This window comes from Enterococcus raffinosus, assembly GCF_018917525.1.
Lineage (GTDB): Bacteria > Bacillota > Bacilli > Lactobacillales > Enterococcaceae > Enterococcus_A > Enterococcus_A raffinosus_A.
On the sequence record NZ_JAHLOS010000006.1, the window covers coordinates 43,221 to 62,261 of the forward strand.

General features: G+C 38.8%; 18 protein-coding genes. 5 read left to right on the forward strand and 13 right to left on the reverse strand.

All coding sequences use genetic code 11. The features are described 5' to 3' along the window. Window positions 1–64 precede the first annotated feature (64 nt). The 3 genes from KQI58_RS06105 to KQI58_RS06115 all read right to left on the reverse strand — a co-directional run bounded on the left by KQI58_RS06105 (window position 65) and on the right by KQI58_RS06115 (window position 4,317). On the reverse strand, window positions 65–1,408 hold the full coding sequence (locus KQI58_RS06105) for an NADH oxidase (RefSeq protein WP_216407403.1): 1,344 nt from the start codon (window positions 1,406–1,408) through the stop codon (window positions 65–67). A gap of 578 nt (window positions 1,409–1,986) precedes the next feature. Further along, window positions 1,987–3,981 (reverse strand): transketolase, encoded by a 1,995-nt coding sequence (tkt, locus tag KQI58_RS06110; protein ID WP_216407405.1) that lies wholly within the window; start codon window positions 3,979–3,981, stop codon window positions 1,987–1,989. Between the two features lie 93 nt (window positions 3,982–4,074). Next, window positions 4,075–4,317 carry a DUF896 family protein gene (locus tag KQI58_RS06115; RefSeq protein WP_216407407.1) on the reverse strand — a complete coding sequence of 81 codons (243 nt, stop codon included), beginning with the start codon at window positions 4,315–4,317 and terminating at the stop codon, window positions 4,075–4,077. A gap of 132 nt (window positions 4,318–4,449) precedes the next feature. Between KQI58_RS06115 and lexA the strand changes: the two genes are divergently transcribed. Next, complete coding sequence (gene lexA / locus KQI58_RS06120; RefSeq protein WP_216407409.1) at window positions 4,450–5,073, forward strand: transcriptional repressor LexA; 624 nt, start codon at window positions 4,450–4,452, stop codon at window positions 5,071–5,073. Between the two features lie 105 nt (window positions 5,074–5,178). Beyond that, on the forward strand, window positions 5,179–5,445 hold the full coding sequence (locus tag KQI58_RS06125) for a hypothetical protein (RefSeq protein ID WP_216407410.1): 267 nt from the start codon (window positions 5,179–5,181) through the stop codon (window positions 5,443–5,445). Window positions 5,446–5,549: 104 nt separating this feature from the next. Here the strand turns inward: KQI58_RS06125 and KQI58_RS06130 are convergent, their stop codons facing one another. From KQI58_RS06130 to obgE, 8 genes are all read right to left on the reverse strand, one after another. Further along, complete coding sequence (locus KQI58_RS06130; RefSeq protein ID WP_216407412.1) at window positions 5,550–6,062, reverse strand: adenine phosphoribosyltransferase; 513 nt, start codon at window positions 6,060–6,062, stop codon at window positions 5,550–5,552. A 14-nt stretch (window positions 6,063–6,076) separates the two neighbouring features. Continuing rightward, window positions 6,077–8,356 carry a single-stranded-DNA-specific exonuclease RecJ gene (gene recJ, locus KQI58_RS06135; protein WP_216407414.1) on the reverse strand — a complete coding sequence of 760 codons (2,280 nt, stop codon included), beginning with the start codon at window positions 8,354–8,356 and terminating at the stop codon, window positions 6,077–6,079. 90 nt (window positions 8,357–8,446) lie between these two features. Further along, window positions 8,447–8,875 carry a LapA family protein gene (locus KQI58_RS06140; RefSeq protein ID WP_216407415.1) on the reverse strand — a complete coding sequence of 143 codons (429 nt, stop codon included), beginning with the start codon at window positions 8,873–8,875 and terminating at the stop codon, window positions 8,447–8,449. 8 nt (window positions 8,876–8,883) lie between these two features. Further along, entirely contained in the window at window positions 8,884–9,672 is a 789-nt protein-coding gene (locus tag KQI58_RS06145; protein WP_216407418.1) for an SDR family NAD(P)-dependent oxidoreductase, read from the reverse strand. A 39-nt stretch (window positions 9,673–9,711) separates the two neighbouring features. Beyond that, window positions 9,712–10,635 carry a ribonuclease Z gene (gene rnz / locus KQI58_RS06150; RefSeq protein ID WP_216407420.1) on the reverse strand — a complete coding sequence of 308 codons (924 nt, stop codon included), beginning with the start codon at window positions 10,633–10,635 and terminating at the stop codon, window positions 9,712–9,714. A 103-nt stretch (window positions 10,636–10,738) separates the two neighbouring features. Further along, the gene (locus KQI58_RS06155) at window positions 10,739–11,290 is read right to left on the reverse strand and encodes a DUF456 domain-containing protein (RefSeq protein WP_216407422.1); all 552 of its coding nucleotides are present in this window, start codon (window positions 11,288–11,290) and stop codon (window positions 10,739–10,741) included. Window positions 11,291–11,458: 168 nt separating this feature from the next. Next, a complete protein-coding gene (locus tag KQI58_RS06160; RefSeq protein WP_216407424.1) occupies window positions 11,459–12,193 on the reverse strand; it encodes a winged helix-turn-helix domain-containing protein in 735 nt (244 codons plus the stop codon). Window positions 12,194–12,923: 730 nt separating this feature from the next. Then, a complete protein-coding gene (gene obgE / locus KQI58_RS06165) occupies window positions 12,924–14,237 on the reverse strand; it encodes a GTPase ObgE (protein ID WP_216407426.1) in 1,314 nt (437 codons plus the stop codon). 267 nt (window positions 14,238–14,504) lie between these two features. Here obgE and gap point away from each other — a divergent pair, with 267 nt between their 5' ends. Together gap and KQI58_RS06175 are read left to right on the forward strand one after the other, a co-directional pair. Continuing rightward, a complete protein-coding gene (gene gap, locus KQI58_RS06170; protein ID WP_216407428.1) occupies window positions 14,505–15,515 on the forward strand; it encodes a type I glyceraldehyde-3-phosphate dehydrogenase in 1,011 nt (336 codons plus the stop codon). 155 nt (window positions 15,516–15,670) lie between these two features. Continuing rightward, a complete protein-coding gene (locus tag KQI58_RS06175) occupies window positions 15,671–16,420 on the forward strand; it encodes a peptidylprolyl isomerase (RefSeq protein ID WP_216407430.1) in 750 nt (249 codons plus the stop codon). A 48-nt stretch (window positions 16,421–16,468) separates the two neighbouring features. Here KQI58_RS06175 and fabZ read toward each other — a convergent pair whose 3' ends face one another. Beyond that, complete coding sequence (gene fabZ / locus KQI58_RS06180) at window positions 16,469–16,918, reverse strand: 3-hydroxyacyl-ACP dehydratase FabZ (protein WP_216407432.1); 450 nt, start codon at window positions 16,916–16,918, stop codon at window positions 16,469–16,471. A gap of 162 nt (window positions 16,919–17,080) precedes the next feature. Here fabZ and fabI point away from each other — a divergent pair, with 162 nt between their 5' ends. After that, window positions 17,081–17,836 carry an enoyl-ACP reductase FabI gene (fabI, locus tag KQI58_RS06185; protein ID WP_216407434.1) on the forward strand — a complete coding sequence of 252 codons (756 nt, stop codon included), beginning with the start codon at window positions 17,081–17,083 and terminating at the stop codon, window positions 17,834–17,836. Window positions 17,837–17,889: 53 nt separating this feature from the next. On the opposite strand, the gene KQI58_RS06190 is transcribed toward fabI, so the two are convergent. Further along, window positions 17,890–18,903, reverse strand: coding sequence for a branched-chain amino acid aminotransferase (locus KQI58_RS06190; protein ID WP_216407435.1), 1,014 nt, complete (start codon window positions 18,901–18,903; stop codon window positions 17,890–17,892). Window positions 18,904–19,041: the final 138 nt, after the last annotated feature.

The window sequence follows — 19,041 nt, forward strand, 5'->3', positions numbered from 1 at the left end:
CCAATACTAGTGAACCGTTCTTAATAAGCAAAAAAACAGGAAGGTCTCCCCTCCTGTCGTTGCATTATTCTGCTTCAGCTAATGCCGCTTGCGCTAAGATATTCAAGTAGTTCCACGGACGGTCAAAGTGAGGTTGGAAGAAGAAATCTTGTAAAGCAAGATCTTCTAGCGTCATCCCATTTTGGATGGCTATGGATAATGTGTTAGCTGATTGAGTAATATCGTATTTAGATAGGAATTGAGCACCCAAAATCTTATTGGTACCTTTTTCTGAGACGATTTCCATTAAGACTTTTTCCGTTGTCGGCATAAACTCAGGACGATAATTGTCTTCGATCACCGTGACGTTAGCATCAATTCCATTTAAGGCGGCACTTTCTTTCGTTAATCCAGTTGAACCAATCGTCCAGCCAAATAAATAAAGTCCTGATGTCCCTTGTGTTCCGCGATACTTCATTTTTTGTTCAACTAAGTTTTGTCCAACCAGCATTCCTTGACGGACAGCGTTAGTTGCTAACGGAATATATTGATCTTGTCCTGTTGGGTTATAGTGAACAACTGTTGAATCCCCAGCTGAAAAGATATCTGGATCGCTTGATTGCATGTATTCGTTGACTTTAATTGCTCCACTTGGCAACATATCAACTTTTCCTTTAAGCAATTCTGTGTTCGGACGGAAGCCTACACATAAAATGACCATGTCAGCTTCAAACTCTTTGCTTGCTGTTACGACTTTTTTCACTGAACCAGTTTCGTCAGCGACAAATTCTTGAACGTTTTCTCCTAATGCTAATGTAACACCACGATCAACGAGTTCCTTTTCTAAACGACTTGTAAAAGGTTCGTCTAAGTATTTATTCAGGATTCGTGATAACCCATCAATCAATGTTACTTCTTTACCAGATTCAGCAAATGCTTCAACTAATTCAATTCCAATGTACCCACCACCGACAACAACGACTTTCTTTGCATCTTTGGCTTGTTCAATGATGACATTTGCTTGGTTATAGTTTTTACATAAAAGAATATTCTCAGAGTCGATTCCTTTGATTGGCGGAATAATTGGCCAAGAACCTGTTGTAACGACTAATTTATCATAATCGACAATTTTTTCTTCGTTCGTTTTCAAATCTTTTGCTGTTACTTTTTTTGCATCTGTATCAATGTTTGTTACATCGTGTTCCATGTTCACTTTTGCACCTAAAGAAGCAAGTTCCTCAGGGTTAGAATAAAATAAACCTGCTGGATCCTTGACAACCCCACCTACGTATAAAGCGATTCCACAAGATAAGAAAGAAACGTTATCATTCCGCTCAAACACTGTTACTTCTGCATCTGGGTGATTTGCTAAAATATTTTTAACGGCCGCGGTACCGGCATGTGTACATCCTACTACTACTACTTTCATTGTCATCCCACTTTCGTTGATTCGTTTTTTGTTTGCAATCTTTTGCACAAGGACAGTATAACAGAATTTATATTCTGTCTAAATTATTTTGCTCACAAATAAACACTTTTCTTTTAAATCACGATTTTTTACAAGCGTGTTAAAAATCTTTATCAGATAAATATATTATGTAAACAAGAGGGTTTGTATCTCTAGCCTTTTTTAAATACTAAATTATTTATGACAAACAAAAAGGTATCGCGAACTCCCTCAGCTTTTGAGCGCCAAGTATTGTTCCACATCAGCTTTATCAGCAATAAGACCCAAATAGCCAAGAGACACAGTGATCAAAGAGACCTGATGTTGATTAGTGCCTAAACGGACTTCTAAAATTTCGAAATATTTTTGCTTATTGCCGATATGCTAGTTCTGCTTAATGGCGTTTAACAGTAACTATATACGTAGCTTGCGTAGAAAAGCTCGTTCGTGAAGCCGGATATGCCTGCCGCAAAGTGATTTATTCATGTAAAAATTTTATAACTACTTTATAGTCAAAAAAACTGAGAAGAAAGAATTCTCCTCAGTTTCGAAATATTTTTTTATAATTCGTTGAAAGTATTTACTACATTATCAACAGTGAAGCCGAATTGTTCTAGAACAAAACCGCCAGGTGCAGAAGCGCCAAAGTGATCGATTCCGATCATCTTACCTTCTGAACCGATATAACGTTCCCAACCAAATGGCGAAGCTGCTTCAATTGCGACACGTTTTGTCACTGCTTTTGGTAAAACAGATTCTTTGTAAGCTTCATCTTGTGCTTCAAATAAGTCAAAGCTTGGAAGAGAAACAACAGAAACGTCTTTTCCTTGAGCTTTTAATTCTTTTTGCGCTTCAACAGCTAAGTTCACTTCAGAACCAGTGGCAATAAGGATACCTTCTGGTATATCTGACTCAGCTTTAGAAATTACATAACCGCCTTTAGCTACGCCGTCTTTCGCGATATCTTTACTGTTAGGTAAGACAGGCAAGTTTTGTCGACTTAATACTAGGATTGTTGGTTTGTTTTTCGTTTCTAATGCTTGAATCCAAGCAGCAGATGTTTCATTGCCATCAGCCGGACGAATCACTTGTACATTTGGCATGCAGCGAACGCTTGCTAATTGTTCGATTGGTTCATGAGTTGGTCCATCTTCACCAACAGCTACTGAATCATGTGTTAATACGTAAATGACAGGTAAATTCTGGATCGCTGACATCCGAACTGCTGGACGTAAGTAATCTGTAAAGACGAAGAATGTTCCGCCATATACGCGTGTTCCGCCATGTAAATGAATTCCGTTCATAGCACTTGCCATCGCGAATTCGCGAACACCAAACCAAATATTACGGCCTTCATAAGAGCCTGGTTGGAATTCCGCTTCATCAGCAATTGTTGTGTTGTTTGAACCAGAGAGATCGGCTGATCCGCCCCATACGTTTGGAACAGCTTTAGCAATTGCTTGGATCGCATCTTTACTTGATACACGACTTGCTTGTGCTGTACCTTCTTCATAAACTGGTAAAGCATCCTCCCAATTTTCTGGAAGCTCACCGGCAAACGCTGCTTTGAATTGTTTAGCTAATTCAGGATGGGCTTTTTCATAGTTTGCGAACATCGCATCCCAGTCCGCTTCTGTTTTAGCACCTTTATCATTGATTTCTTCTTTGAAACGTTTTGCTACTTCTTCTGGAACTGTGAAATCAGGATATTCCCAACCGTAGACAGCCTTCGCAGCATCGATTCCATCTTGTCCGATTGGAGCACCGTGAACTGCTGATGTGCCTTCTTTTGGTGAACCAAAACCGATGACTGTTTTGATCTCGATCAATGTAGGTTTATCCGTTTCAGCTTTCGCTTCATCAATGGCTTTAGAGATTGCTTCTAAATCATTGCCATCCTTAACTAAGATATGTTGCCAACCATACGCTTCATAACGAGCGCCGACATTTTCAGTGAAGGCCTTTGATGTAGGGCCATCTAATGAAATATCATTTGAATCGTACAATACGATTAATTTACCGAGTTTCATATGACCAGCCATAGAGCTTGCTTCCCCGGAAACACCTTCCATTAGGTCGCCATCGCCACAGAGTGCGTAAGTATAATGATCCATTACGTTGAAGCTATCGCGATTATAAGTGGCTGCTAAATGAGCTTCAGCCATCGCCATACCCACAGAAGTTGAAATACCTTGACCTAGAGGACCTGAAGTTGCTTCAACACCATCTGTATGCTGATATTCAGGATGTCCTGGAGTTTTACTTTCCCATTGACGGAAGTTTTTTAAATCGTCAATCGTCACTTGATAGCCTGCCAAATGCAGCAAGCTGTAAAGCATTGCGGAACCATGACCCGCTGATAAAATGAAACGGTCGCGGTTTGGCCAGTTTAATGATGTTGCTGGATTGACGTTCAAATGCTTCGTCCATAAAGCATAAGCCATTGGAGCTGCACCCATCGGTAACCCTGGATGTCCTGAGTTTGCCTTTTGAATTGCTTCAATACTTAACGTTCTGATTGTGTTTACACCTAGTTGATCGATTTTGTCGAACAAATTAGTTCCTCCTTTTTGGTCATAAATACTTTAATTACAGATTCATTGTAACCGATTTATTTTAACATTTCAATCACTTAACCAGTAAAAGATTTATTTTCTATTGTGCAGACCCTTTTCTTTTTGGATCTTCTTCAACTTCTCTGGTGTGACATCGTTTCCTTTAGGATCAACGACCTTCATTCCTTCGATGTGATGGCGCATGCCGCTGCGAAATGAAGCAATGTACTCTTCTCTTAGGACCTTCTGCTCATGAATCTCAGCGTCCGTTAAGCCGACCGTTTTCTTTTTCTTTGCTAGTTCATTAATGCGTGCGATTGTTTCATCGTTAATCATCTTGAGCACCTCTTTTCCCCTTCTAATTATACATAAAAAAAAATAAGTTGAAAGTACCAAGATATACGAACGCTTGTTTGATTTGTTTGGATAACTATGCTACACTAAAAAAAACGAAAGAAGGTGCGGGCATTGGCAAGAAGAACGGAAACAAAACAACTAGAAGTTTTACGTTTCATTCATGAACGCGTTGAAGATAAAGGTTATCCACCCACTGTTAGAGAAATTGGAGAGGCTGTGAATCTTTCATCTACTTCTACGGTTCATGGACATTTATCACGATTAGAAAAAAAAGGTTGGATCCAACGCGACCCAACAAAACCTAGAGCAATTGAATTAACCATTAATGGATTAGAAAAAATCGGAGTGGCTCCGCAAGTTATTCCTATGTTAGGGGTCGTTACTGCCGGTGAACCTATTTTAGCAGTAGAAGAAGCTTCAGACTTCTTTCCTGTTCCCCCAGATCTATCAAGTGAAGAAGGCAGCTTGTTCATGTTGACGATTCGTGGTGAAAGTATGATCAACGCAGGCATCTATGATGGTGATCATGTCATCGTCAGAAAACAATCAACGGCCACAAACGGTGAGATCGTGATTGCTATGACGGATGAGAATGAAGCCACCTGTAAGAGATTTTATCGCGAAGCTGATCACATCCGCTTACAACCTGAAAATGATGAGTTAGCACCATTGATTTATGACAATGTTTCTATTCTTGGAAAAGTCGTGGGTTTGTACCGAAACCATATTTATTAATCGGAATTGATTTCCGATTATTTTTTTCTTTACAAAACGAACAAACATTCGTATAATAGATATACAAACACACGTTCGCGTATTTATATATAGGAGTGATTATTGATGAAAGCAGTAAGAAGATTTGGTTTGATTATCGCTGTATTGTTGCTAGGATTATTGATCGGTAAGTTAGGTTCTTTAGCTACGGTCGTCATTTTCTCTGGTTTGTTTCTTGTCTGGTTCATGTTGTGGGATGAACGTAAGTATGCGCAGCATTATGCTGAGCGTCAATTCGATGAAGAAGAGTTCGAAGAAGAACAATACTATAAGGAACCAGCCGAAGATTTTTATTACGTGACTTACGATCATCATTATCACAAGTCCGCATAAATTAGTTATACGCTGCTAGATTCTCATCTGGCAGCTTTTTTTGCGTTAAATTTGAAGGTGACCACAAAAAAAGAGCTGAAGAATCTCTTCAACTCAAATTTTTTCTAATAGTCCATCAAAGTTAAGATATCATACCCTTGAATTTTATCGCGACCATGTAATTCTTCTAATTCAATTAAGAACGCACAACCAACTACAATGCCACCCAGCTTTTCAACTAGTTCGATCGTTGCCTTGATTGTTCCGCCAGTTGCCAATAGATCATCAGTAATTAGAACGCGTTGACCAGGTTGGATTGCATCGCTATGAATCGTTAGCGTGTCCGTCCCATATTCCTTCTCATATTCCACCTCGATCACTTCACGAGGTAATTTGCCAGGTTTGCGAACAGGGGCAAAACCTAACCCTAGTTCAAACGCCACTGGACAGCCTACGATAAAGCCTCGAGCTTCTGGTCCGACAACCATGTCGATTTGTTTTTCTTTCGCGTAATTAACGATCTGTTTTGTTGCCTCACGATAAGCTTCACCGTCTGCCATGAGTGGTGAAATATCGCGGAAAACAATCCCTTTCTTTGGATAATCTGGGATACTAGCAATATAGTCTTTCAAATTCATTTCGGTATTTCCTCCTAGCCTTTCAGCCAATTTCTAATCGTTTGAATATCATTCATTAATAAAAATTCTTCGCTATCAATTCGAGTCATGCGTTTCTGGTAAATGACACTCTCTTCAAAAGCACGAGCTTCTGGTGACTCGACCATTTGTAAAACGCCGTCATCTATTGTAACAAATTTTAGCTCAGAAAACACGTGAATCATGAATACCAATAAATTTTCTGGGATTCTTAAGTAATTCGAAACAACTTTTAGCTTGAAGCGAATGTCCACTCGTGGTTGTTTTTGGAAAAATTGGTAAAGCTTTGCAAATTGATCACGCTTAGGCAATCCATTTAAATAGGCTTCGTCAGGACTGTATAGATATAAATAAATTCGCGTAAAGCTTCCTTTATTCACGATTTCTTTCAATAAATCTTTTTGATCAGGACAATCAAGTACGACTAATTGATCATAGTCGGACCAAGTAATCGTTGGATCATATAAAGATACTGTTTCTCGTAACTCTTTCGTAAAATATTTCTGGCTTTTCACTTGAAAGGCTAAGTAAAGAATTCGCTCGCCTTCGATTTTTTGATCCCAAGTATATTTCGTCCGCCGATCAATTACCTGTAAGCCATCAGAGGCAAAATCAACCAAACGTAATTGAACTTTTTTCTGTCCATTCCATTCATTGATTTCTAAGTCACCAACAAATTTTGTGTCTGGCTGTTGAATTTCTTCGCTCTCATCGCCAAACCCAAAACCAATCGCATCTAATTGGCTGTCCTCACTTTTCAATGAAAATTTAACGTGTTGCTGATCGCTCCCAATACGCTTGAAAAAGCTGACATTTCCTTCAACTAAGAAATGCGGTGCTGGATTGTCTGTTCCGAATGGCGCTAGTTTTTTCAATTCCTCAACAAACTTTAGAGTAACAGCGGATAATGGTAATTCCTCATCAATTAATAAGGAAGAACCTTTGCTTAAGTCGATCTGTTCAGCAGAGATGTAGTCATTCATCATTTTTTGAAGGACAGGAATGTTTTCTGCCGGCATAGTCAGACCTACAGCTGCCGCATGACCACCAAAATGAGTAAATTCAGAACGCATCGTATTTAGCATACCAAATAAATCTAGGGCTTCAATGCTTCGACCAGATCCTTTTGCTACTCCATTTTCATCGATAGAGAGAATAATCGTCGGATGTCCCGTCTGCTTTAAAATATTTCCTGCTACGATTCCTAAAACACCGGGATTCCACCCTTCTGCTGCAATCAAATGAACAGCATCCTCTGGATTTACTAGTGCAACTGCTTCAGCAGTGGTAGCCTGTACGATTTGCTTTCGTTCATCGTTGATCTGATTTAATGTCTCAGCCAACTGATGAGCAACCTCTTCATCAAACGTTGTCATTAACTCGACAGCAGGATTGGGATCACCTAAACGTCCAATAGCATTTAATCTTGGACCGACACTAAACCCAATGCTGGTTTCATCCACCTTTTGCAAATCAATACTGCTGATCTTCAGCAATTCCAATAAGCCCAAGCGCTGTGTTTGTTTAATGGCCTGTAATCCTAATTTTACAAGATTTCGATTTTCTCCAGTCATTGAAACTAAATCTGCAACCGTTCCAATGGTGACTAGATCTAACATCTCTAACGGCACTTCCTCCAATAAAGCAGTCGCCATTTTGAAGGCAACTCCTGCACCGGCCAATTCACCAAATGGATAATGTCCATCTGGATGTCGTGGATGGACGATACAATAAGCATCCGGTAAAACTGGCGGCATCTCATGGTGGTCTGTAACAATCACATCGACACCCTGTGAATTAGCAAAATCAATGGCTTCATTTCCTGCAACACCATTATCGACTGTGATAATTAATTGTGTTCCTTCATTGATTTTCTCCGCAAAAAGCTCTTTATTAGGTCCGTAACCATGAATAAAACGATTTGGCAATACATAGTCAACATCTGCACCAATCATCTCCAAGGTCTCTAACATAATCGAGGTACTGGTAATGCCATCCGCATCGTAATCACCATAAATCAAAATCCGTTGCCCTTCCATGATAGCGTTTTGAATTCGTTCTACCGCTTTATCCATGTCGTGCATCAGGAATGGATCATGTAAGTCATCAATGTTTGCTTTTAATAATTGCGAAAAATCGTCTATTGTATGTATATTTCGATTCCATAAAAGTTCGGCAAAAGTTTCGCTATACCCCTGACTCAGTATTTCCGATTTAAATGTAGAATCAATTGGAGTCGCACTTCTAATCTGCCAATCGAAGCTTGATTTTTTCACTCTATCACTTCCCAACCGTATTAGTATAGCAAAAAAGAAACAGACAAGAAAGAGAAGAAGACCTTAGTTTTCTAACTAAGGTCTTCCTTTTTAGTCGTAATAATCAATTGGATGATTTTCTTTCTTTTCGACCTGCGAATGCTGCATCGCAGCTAATGCCTGATCCTTTTCCTTTAAAAGACTTTCGTAATTAGCTTTCAACACTGCAAGTTCATTTTCTTGTTCACGTTGAAAAGCTGCTTTTTCTTCCGCTAGTTTTTGTTCATTATTCGCTTCATAGCTTTGAATCGATTCTTTCAACTGTTTAATTTCTTTTCGCTGTTGAAAGAGAGTGGCTCCTGAGGTTAATAAAACAACCAACGCCCCTATCAAGGCTGAGCCGATAATTACTAAAACTAATGACAAATAAATTTTTTTAATTAAGAAATTGACTGGGACTTCCTGGCTATTGGAAAGCGCGAAGATCACAATCACTAAAACTAAAATGAATCCTAAAAAAACTTTCCACTGCTTTTTCATTTGCTTTCCTACTTCCTATTAAACAATCCACCAGCTAAAAAATCTCCGATATGAGGGAATAAGCCGTAAAAAACACTAGCTCCTTCCATGATAAATGGACGATTGATCTCACGAGTCGGTTTCCCCATTTTATTCACGATCGTCTTAGCCAATTTATTCGGATCTAAAACGATACCACCTAAGTTTTCCAAGTAACTACCGCTTGGATCAGCCTTATCGAAGAATTCTGTAGCGATTGGTCCCGGGTTGATAGTAGTGACATAAACATTAGCAGGTCGTAATTCTAAACGTAAAGCATTCGAAAAACCAAGTACTGCGAATTTTGTTGCGGAATATACTGTAGATTTTGGTGTTGCCATTTTTGCTGCCATGGATGCCACGTTAAAAATATGTCCAGACTGATTATTAACCATTGAAATCGCAATTTTTTGCGTAAAATACATCATCCCTAAAACATTGACCTCGAACATGTTTTTTGCCACATCTAAGTCAAAATCAACAAAATTGTCAAATAAACCAAATCCAGCATTATTGACTAAAACATCTACCTCGCCAACTTCATCTGCGATTTTTTCGATCACAGCCTCTACGCTGTCCGGATCAGCGATGTCTAGCTGGAAAGCATAGGCGGCTTTACCGCTCAATTCACTGCAATGCTCCTTTACTTGCCCAATCAAATTGATCCGACGAGCACAGGTAACAACGATTGCTCCGCGTTTAGCTGCTTCATAACAAATTTGCTCACCTAATCCAGCAGAACCTCCTGTTACTACAACTACCTTATCGGTTAAATCCATTAAAATTCCTTCTCTCTGTATAAACTATACCACCTGTTTTTATGAAAACGGAATATCCATGATATCGAAATCTTTGGCAACTTGTGTATTTGGAAAGATATCACGAGCTTCTTCTTCTAATTCTTTTGCTTCTTTTGCAAGATATCTCGCAGAAATATGCGTCAGTATCAATTTTTTAGCTTGAGCTTCTTTGGCGATAGTTGCCGCCTGATGAGTTGTAGAATGAAAATAAGCTCGCGCAAGCTTTGCTTCATTCTTATTAAAGGTACTTTCATGAACGATCACATCGCTGTCTTTAGCAAATTCACTTGATTTGTTCGTGTAGCGAGTATCACCGAAAATCGTTACAATTCTTCCCTTTTTGCTTTCTCCTACAAAATCTTTTCCATCAATTACTTGTCCATTTGAAAGTGTTACTTTTTGACCTTGCTTCAACTTTCCGTATATTGGACCAGCAGGAATACCTAGTGCAACCAATTTTTCAACCTGAAGCATGCCTTCATGATCTGCCTCCTTCACACGGAAGCCATAACTGTCAATCCCGTGATCCAGTAGCATACATTCCACCGTAAATTGGTTATCCTTAAAAATGATACCTTCACTAAGTTCAACAAACTGCAATGGATAAGCCAAACGAGTTTTCGTAACCTGCAAAGATGTTCGCACATAATTTTCTAGTCCGGCCGGACCATAAATTATGATGGGTTCTTCACCGCCTTGGAAGGAACGACTGCTTAATAAACCGGGCAACCCAAAAATGTGATCGCCATGCAAATGAGAAATAAATATCTTCTCAATCTTCCGCGGTTTAATATTGGTTCGCAAAATCTGCATCTGCGTTCCCTCGCCGCAGTCAAATAGCCAGATTGTATTCCGTTCATCCAACAATTTCAAAGCCAAACTGCTGACATTACGATGCTTCGCAGGTACGCCTGCACCTGTTCCCAAAAATTCTAATTCCATAATTTCCCTGACTTTCTATCAAATTAATCTTATTTTAGAAGAAAGTCCTACTTAGTGCAATCTAATAAAGGAAATCTTTCTCTTCTTTAGGACACGCTTTAGGCTACTCTTCCGATTTCGTCTCATCCGCTGCTTCTTCACGTTCTTTAGAGTTTTTAGCCATTTCTTGGGTCTTTTTCACTTCGTTTTCTACTTCTTCATAATCAAGTCGAGTGATTTCGCCGCCTAATTCCATCATGATTAATTGATTTAATGGACGATTGTCCTCTTCCTCAGCAATCAAAAGTAACGCTGTATCACCTTCGCCGATCTTATCGATTAAAAATTCAAAAACTCCCGTGGCTTCTCGGACTTCCTTGGCATCTTGTGTCGCACCGATCATACCGCCAGTAAACCAGCCTAATAAAATCCCGATCGGACCACCAAGAATACCAACCATCATACCGATCAAACCACCAGTTGAACTTTTGTTGCTGCCAGTGAAATCTAAAAAGTCTTCGATCTCAAATTTGTGCTCACCATCATTCGAATGATGAACGACAGCCATCTGTTCTCCTTTAAAAGATTTGTTCATGTGAAGACGTTTTGCCTTTGAGAAGGCTTCATAAGCTTTCGATTCCACATCGAAATTCATAATTATTACACGTTTTTCCATCATTTTCGCTCCCTTATTCTTTTAATCCTAGTGTAGCAAGAAATGAATTTTTTGGAAAATAGAATGAGTTTAAATATCCATAACTTAATTATGTTAACTAATTAAGTTAAAAGAAAAGACCATAGGTTAAAATCCGAATAAGGATTTTGCCTACAGTCTTAATAGAGATTAATTTCCAGTTTTTATTTCTTCCATAATCCGATCATCAACAATGTAGTGATCGAAAAAGACTTTAGATAGCTGATAGCCTTCGCCCCAATTTGTGCGAATGACATCATATTCAACACCGTCAATTTTAAGCTTGTTTCTCAAATGCTTGATAATCGTTGACAAACGTGTCATGTGGCTAGCTGAATCGCTGTCACCCCAAATTTTGACTGCCAAATCGTTTCGACTGATTGGTGCTTCTTTAGTCGAAATCAGAGTACTTAACATCTCACGTTCTGAGCGTGTTAAATTCCATAAAGGAATTGGACGTTTTTCGTGTTCGTCTTCTTCCTGTTTTCCACGCATACCAATTCCAATTGAGTAAACAGATTCTTTCAGTGTTTTCTCAGCAAGCTTCTCTCTTAACCCGCTTAGTGTTTCATCTTCAAGTAACCATTCATCAACACCTTGTGATTCCCAATCTGCTTTCTCTTCTTTTTGAGGCATCCGATCGGTTTCTCTGATAATTGTGAATTTTTCACCGACCTCTTCAAGAATGATTGACAACTCTTGATCAGAAATCGTTTCGCTAACGATTAGAACGTCGAAAAAGCTCATTACTTCTAATGGTACTTGTTTTGATTGAAGCATGGTTAGTAATTTTGCTGAGCTTAAAACTTCAATGTTTAAGCGCTGCAGCTTTTCAACTAAAGGTCTCTCAACTAAGATATTGTGCGTTAAAATTAATACTTGCATCACATTATTCCCCTTTTTCATTATTAAAAATAAGTTTCCGAACAGTTGGCTAGGAAAGTTTTATTAATTAACAATATAATTATTACTTGTTACAAGGTTAGTTTACACCGGCTGAGTCTCTGGCGCTACCCAAAAGCTTATAATTCAGTAATCACAATTAGAATTATTGATAAAAATTTTGGGTTAAAAAAACTTTTCCCAAATAAAATAATTCAATTGTCATTTTTAAACAACACTTTTTTCAATCATTCATAAAATTTTAGAACAAATAACAACCGTCATTTTATTAAAGCCTAATTAACAAAACAAATTCTTTTATTTCGAGCATATTGTTTCAAATGCTGAAAAAATAAGATTTAATCATCTTACTTTACACATTTAATTTTCATCTGGTGAATCATAGCTGATTTACTTGGAAAAGAATATTTAATATTAATTCGTTTTTAGCGTAGCAAAAAAATATCGATTAATAATATTAAAAATAACGCGTATTTTCTAAAGTTTTATTCTCTCATTGTTTTTTAAACAATTCAAAATTCTTCAATCAATAATTTCTCTTAAAAATAAATTAATAATTGACAATACCTTTAGCGTCAATTTTCGTCGTTCTTCTAAAAAAGTCATACATTTTGACAATTAAAAACACTTTCTTTTTGCTTTTATCACACAAAAAAATACCGCAAAATGAATTGCGATATTACTTAAAATTAATCACGATTATCTTCTTAAATTAATCTACAAACTCAAATTCAAATTTGTCGATACGAACAAGATCCCCATCTTTAGCTCCGCGAGCTCTTAATGCCTCATCGACTCCCATCGAACGAAGTTGACGAGCAAACCGCATAACTGTTTCATCGTGATCAAAGTTTGTCATCTTGAAGAGTTTTTCCAATTTCTCCCCACTGAGTACCCAAGTTGCGTCGGGCTCACGAGTGATGGTAAATTCTGGTTCATTTGATTGGAAGCCATAGTTGACTGTATCCTCTTCTACTTCGTCATCATACAACAAGAATTCTGGTGTTACTTCTAATAGGTCGGCTGTAGCGTTCAATAAGTTATCCAAGCCTTGCTTTGTAATTGCTGAAATTGCAAAAACAGGAATGTCATCAGCGAATTCGTCTTCCTTGTCCTTTTTCAATGCTTCTTTAAACTTCTTCAAGTTTTCTTCCGCGTTTGGCATATCCATCTTATTGGCAACAATAATTTGTGGACGTTCCAACAAACGTAAATTATGTGAACTTAGCTCTTTATTAATCGCTTGGTAGTCCTCATAAGGCTCGCGACCTTCCATTCCGCTCATATCGATTACATGCAAAATGACACGTGTGCGCTCAATATGTCGTAAAAATTGAGTTCCCAAGCCAACACCTTGCGATGCTCCCTCTATCAAACCTGGTAAATCAGCAGCCGCAAAACTACGTCCATCGCTGGTTGTTACCATTCCTAAGTTAGGTACCAGCGTAGTGAAATGATACGCCCCAATTTTTGGACGTGCAGAGGAAATCACTGAAAGGATTGTTGATTTTCCAACTGAAGGGAAACCAACTAAACCAACATCAGCTAAGACTTTCAATTCTAATTCAATGTTGCGTTCTTGTCCGGGCTCACCATTTTCAGCCAGCTCAGGTGCAGGATTTCTCGGTGAAGCGAAACGTGTATTGCCTCGTCCGCCTCGTCCGCCATGGGCAACAACCAACTCTTGGCCGTTTTCGATTAAATCGCCAATTAAAGCACCGGTATCAGCATCACGAACAGTCGTACCTGGGGGAACACTGACGTAAGTGTCTTCAGCCCCGCGGCCATGCATTCCCTTACTCATACCATTTTCTCCTGGAGTAGCTCTAAAATGGCGGTTATAACGAAAATCCATCAGTGTACGCAAACCTTCATCTACAACTAAGATGACATCACCACCGCGGCCACCGTCACCTCCAGCTGGTCCACCATCGGGTACATATTTTTCACGACGAAAGGCGACCATCCCATCTCCGCCTTTGCCGGCTTTGACATCGATCGTTACTTGATCTAAAAACATGGACATTTTCGTGTCCTCCTTATCTCTTTTATTCTATTGACTAATGAATCTCCACATAAACAAAGTCTCGTTTATTGTAGCTAGATTAACTGAAAAAGTCCATTCTTATTGATAGAAGCTTAAAAAAAATTTGGTGCTTTCAATTTTTTTAGTAGTTTTCCTTTAAAAATTTTTCTCAGGTAATATCTTTTGACAAAAAAATTGATGCGTTGCAAAATGAAAAATGTAAGGCATCAAGCTTTGCTTGATATTAAAAAGGAGGAACTTTTGGTTATGACAGTAAAAGTAGGTATTAATGGATTTGGACGTATTGGTCGTTTAGCTTTCCGTCGGATCAAAGAAGTATCAGACGATATTGAAGTAGTAGCAATCAACGACTTAACAAGTCCTACAATGTTGGCACAATTATTACAATTTGATTCAACACATGGCACATACCCTGGCACAGTTACTGCGACAGAAGATTCAATCGTTGTTGACGGCGAAAAAACACGTGTATATGCTGAACCGGATGCAAGCAAAATCCCATGGGTTAAAGAAAATGGTGTAGATATCGTGCTTGAATGTACTGGCTTCTATACTTCAGAAGAAAAAGCAAAAGCACACATTGACGCAGGTGTAAAACGTGTCGTTATCTCAGCTCCTGCTGGTCAAATGAAAACAATCGTTTATAACGTAAATGATGATACTTTAGATTCTAATGATAAAATTATCTCAGCTGGTTCTTGTACAACAAACTGCCTAGCTCCTATGGCTTACTTCTTAAATGAAGAATTTGGTATCGAAGTTGGTACAATGACTACCGTTCATGCGTACACTTCAACTCAAATGCTATTGGATGGACCAGTTAAGGGCGGTAACCTACGTGCTGCACGTTCTGCTGCTGACAATACGATTCCACATTCAACTGGTGCTGCTAAAGCTATCGGCTTGGTAATTCCAGAATTGAACGGAAAATTACAAGGACATGCTCAACGTGTTCCCGTTGTTGATGGTTCATTGACAGAATTGGTTTCAGTACTTAAAACAAAAGTTACTGCTGACCAAGTTAACGAAGCGATCAAGAAACATACAGTCGACAACCCATCATTTGGTTACGACGACCGCGAAATCGTTTCTGGTGACGTAATCGGAACAACTCAAGGATCAATTTTTGACCCAACTCAAACAGAAGTAACTTCTGCTGGTGACTATCAATTAGTTAAGACAGTTGCTTGGTATGACAACGAATACGGCTTCACTTGCCAAATGATTCGTTTGTTAGAAAAATTTGCAAATCTATAAAATTCAAGTTGCATTTAAGGAGATCATTTTTGATCTCCTTTTTTTATTGAGTGTTTCTATAAATTTTTTGAAGCAAAAGTCACCTTTTTTTCATAGGAACTGACTTAAAAGTTTGTTATCATAAGAATGATAATAAGTTTGAAAAGGAGAATTATATGCAATTCAAAAAATTAATGATCGGCGCAAGCTTAGCCTTGTCGATAGGATTATTCGCAGCTTGCGGCAGTGATAATGCTACGAAAGATACAAAGGAAAGTGCGACAAAAACTACGGAATCCAGTGTGGATTTAAATAAATTAGATCTGCCTCAGCTGAACGACAAAGTCACTGACGATGAATACTTAGTTGAACTCGTTACAACTGAAGGCAATGTAAAAATCAAACTCTTCCCTGAACAAGCACCAAAAGCAGTAGAAAACTTTGTTAAACATGCTAAAGATGGTTACTATAAGGACACGCCTTTCCATCGAGTAATCAAGGACTTTATGATCCAAGGCGGCGACCCTAAAGGTGATGGTACTGGCGGCGAAAGTATTTGGAAAAAAGGCTTCAAGACCGAAGATTCCAAGCAGCTTTATAATATCCGAGGAGCCCTTTCAATGGCGCGAGCAGAATCTCGCAGCAGTAACGGCAGTCAGTTCTTTATCGTAACGAATAATGAAGATCAAAGCGACGGCCTGGCGATTCAATACTATCCTGAGAAAATCATTGAAGCCTACAAAAAAGGTGGCGCACCACAATTAGATGGTGATTACACTGTATTTGGTCAAGTCACTGAAGGTATGGATGTTGTTGACAAAATCGCAGGCGGCGAAGTGAAAGATAGCGGTTCTGGTGAAAAATCTACACCGACAGATCCAGTTAAGGTCACTGAAATTAAAGTCTTACAAGAACCTAAGAAGTAGTCAAAAAGAACCGAATTCTCATCTGAGAAAATTCGGTTCTTTTTTAAATTATTTTTTTTGTTCCTTATCGCCAACGATAAAGGTGAACTCACATTCTGTGACAGTTTTATCCTCCATTGTCGCCCATGCTTTGGCTGTTCCAACCGGTCCTTTGACCTTTTGAATATCAAAATTCAAGAACAAGGTATCTCCTGGTCGCACGAATTCTAAAAAGTTTGCCTTATTGATACCGCCGATATAGGCTGTCTTCCCTTCAAACGCTGCTGATTTAAGAATCAACAATGACCCCGCCTGAGCTAGCGCCTCAACGATCAATGTACCAGGCATGATCGGTTCACCTGGAAAATGGCCTTGAAAAAAGTCTTCATTCATCGTTAAATTTTTAACCGCTGTGATATGCTTCTCGTCTTCAAACTCTGTGACCGCATCTAAATAGTAAATGGGAAAGCGATTTGGGATCGCAGCCATGATTTCTTCGACATTCATAATTTTTTCCATTTTGCACCTCTATGAATATTTTATTTGATTATCAAACTATCATATTCTTTCAGTTTAATCAAGACGTATTGGAATAATCAAAAAAATAGTTTGACAATCAAAGCTTTTTCCAACATAATGAGAGCATATTATTTTTTATATTATTTAGGAGTGTGTCATTTAATGTCTATTTTAACTGGAAAAAAAATTATCGTGACAGGCGTTGCCAATAAAAAAAGTATTGCTTGGGGATGTGCCAAAGCAATCGCTGATCAAGGCGCTGAAATCATTTATACTTATCAAAACGATCGAATGAAGAAAAACTTAGTCAAATTAGTTGGTGAAGAAGCCAACATGTTTGAACTAGATGTAGCCAGCGATGAAAAAATCGAAGCTGCTTTTGCTTCGATCAAAGAAAAATTTGGTTCGATCGATGGTTTGGTCCATTCGATCGCTTTTGCCAACAAGGAAGAGTTATCCGGTAATGTAACTGAGATCACTCGTGATGGCTTCCAATTGGCCCAAGATATCAGTGCTTATTCATTGTTAGCTGTTTCAAAATATGCTGCTCCATTGATGACTGATGGCGGAAGCATCGTGACAATGACTTACATGGGATCTGAGCGTTCGATCCCTAACTACAACATGATGGGCATCGCCAAAGCTGCATTAGAAGCAGAAGTACGTTACTTAGCTACAGAACTTGCGCCAAAAAATATTCGTGTCAATGCGATTTCTGCAGGAGCAATCAAAACATTAGCCGTAACTGGTGTGAAGGACTACCAATCCTTATTGAATTTATCGGAAGAACGTACACCTGATAAAGTCGCTGTAACGATTGAAGAAGTTGGAAATTCATGTGCTTTCTTACTTAGTCCATTAGCAACAGGCATCATCGGCGACATCATCTATGTCGACAAAGGCGTTCACTTAAGCTAATCCATATAAAAAATCGTCGTTCATGAAGAACGGCGATTTTTTTATAAAATTTATTAGACTTCAAAAATCCAACCATCCGGCGCTTCAACATCCCCAAATTGAATGCCCACAAGCTCATCATACAATTTTTTCGTCACGGGCCCCACTTCTGTCTCACTATAAAAGACATGGAAATCGTCGCCATTTTGAATTCCGGCAATCGGTGCGATAATCGCCGCGGTTCCACAGGCTCCAGCCTCCGCAAACTTATCCAATTCATCCAAGCGTACGTCTCCTTCGATCGCCTCTAAACCAAAGCGCTCTTTTGCAAGATACAACAATGAATATTTCGTGATACTTGGCAAGATCGATGGCGATTTTGGCGTGATAAATTGATTATCCCGCGTGATTCCGAAAAAGTTCGCTGAACCGACCTCTTCTATTTTCGTATGGGTTGCTGGATCCAAATAAATGCAATCAGGAAAATTACGATCGTGAGCAATTTGACCCGGTAATAAACTGGCTGCGTAATTTCCCCCGACCTTCGCTGCTCCCGTTCCGAATGGTGCTGCTCTATCATATTCGGAGACAATGAAATTACTTGGTGTTAATCCACCTTTAAAATAAGGGCCTACTGGCATGCAGAATACGCCAAATATATATTCTGGTGCAGGAACGATCCCAATATTTGGACCTACGCCAATCAAATAAGGGCGTAGATATAAAGTTGCTCCAGTGCCATACGGAGGCACATATTCCTCATTAGCACTTACAACTTGTTTCACCGCATCGATAAACTTGTCTTCTGTAACAGCTGGCATCTGAAGACGCTCAGCACTCTTATTCAAACGTTTTGAGTTTTCATCTGGGCGGAATAAATTAATTTTTCCGTCTTTTCGGCGATATGCCTTTAGTCCTTCGAAACATTCTTGACCATAATGGAGACAAGTCGAGCCTTCATTAATGGTGATGGTATTATCCTCTGTTAATACGCCATCATCCCATTGCCCATTTTTCCAATGAGAAATATAGCGGAAAGGTGTCTTGATATAATCAAAGCCTAACTCTTCCCATTTTATATTCACCATTCTATCATCCCCTTCTTATTTAAATGTTAGTCTATCACTTTCTTTCACCGTTGTCATGATTTTTTTCAATTAAAAGAAAACGATGGTTTATTTTCCCTAGTCGACAGAAAAGCGAAAGATTGTTACACTATTTTTATT

Coding starts and splice junctions, on each gene's coding strand:
- fabI (WP_216407434.1), top strand. CDS start 17,081: ATGTCTATTTTAACTGGAAAAAAAATTATCGTGACAGGCGTTGCCAAT.
- KQI58_RS06145 (WP_216407418.1), bottom strand. CDS start 9,672: ATGGATTTAACCGATAAGGTAGTTGTAGTAACAGGAGGTTCTGCTGGA.
- KQI58_RS06125 (WP_216407410.1), top strand. CDS start 5,179: ATGAAAGCAGTAAGAAGATTTGGTTTGATTATCGCTGTATTGTTGCTA.
- KQI58_RS06190 (WP_216407435.1), bottom strand. CDS start 18,903: ATGGTGAATATAAAATGGGAAGAGTTAGGCTTTGATTATATCAAGACA.
- obgE (WP_216407426.1), bottom strand. CDS start 14,237: ATGTCCATGTTTTTAGATCAAGTAACGATCGATGTCAAAGCCGGCAAA.
- rnz (WP_216407420.1), bottom strand. CDS start 10,635: ATGGAATTAGAATTTTTGGGAACAGGTGCAGGCGTACCTGCGAAGCAT.
- KQI58_RS06175 (WP_216407430.1), top strand. CDS start 15,671: ATGCAATTCAAAAAATTAATGATCGGCGCAAGCTTAGCCTTGTCGATA.
- gap (WP_216407428.1), top strand. CDS start 14,505: ATGACAGTAAAAGTAGGTATTAATGGATTTGGACGTATTGGTCGTTTA.
- fabZ (WP_216407432.1), bottom strand. CDS start 16,918: ATGGAAAAAATTATGAATGTCGAAGAAATCATGGCTGCGATCCCAAAT.
- KQI58_RS06140 (WP_216407415.1), bottom strand. CDS start 8,875: ATGAAAAAGCAGTGGAAAGTTTTTTTAGGATTCATTTTAGTTTTAGTG.
- KQI58_RS06160 (WP_216407424.1), bottom strand. CDS start 12,193: ATGCAAGTATTAATTTTAACGCACAATATCTTAGTTGAGAGACCTTTA.
- KQI58_RS06115 (WP_216407407.1), bottom strand. CDS start 4,317: ATGATTAACGATGAAACAATCGCACGCATTAATGAACTAGCAAAGAAA.
- KQI58_RS06105 (WP_216407403.1), bottom strand. CDS start 1,408: ATGAAAGTAGTAGTAGTAGGATGTACACATGCCGGTACCGCGGCCGTT.
- KQI58_RS06155 (WP_216407422.1), bottom strand. CDS start 11,290: ATGGAAAAACGTGTAATAATTATGAATTTCGATGTGGAATCGAAAGCT.
- KQI58_RS06130 (WP_216407412.1), bottom strand. CDS start 6,062: ATGAATTTGAAAGACTATATTGCTAGTATCCCAGATTATCCAAAGAAA.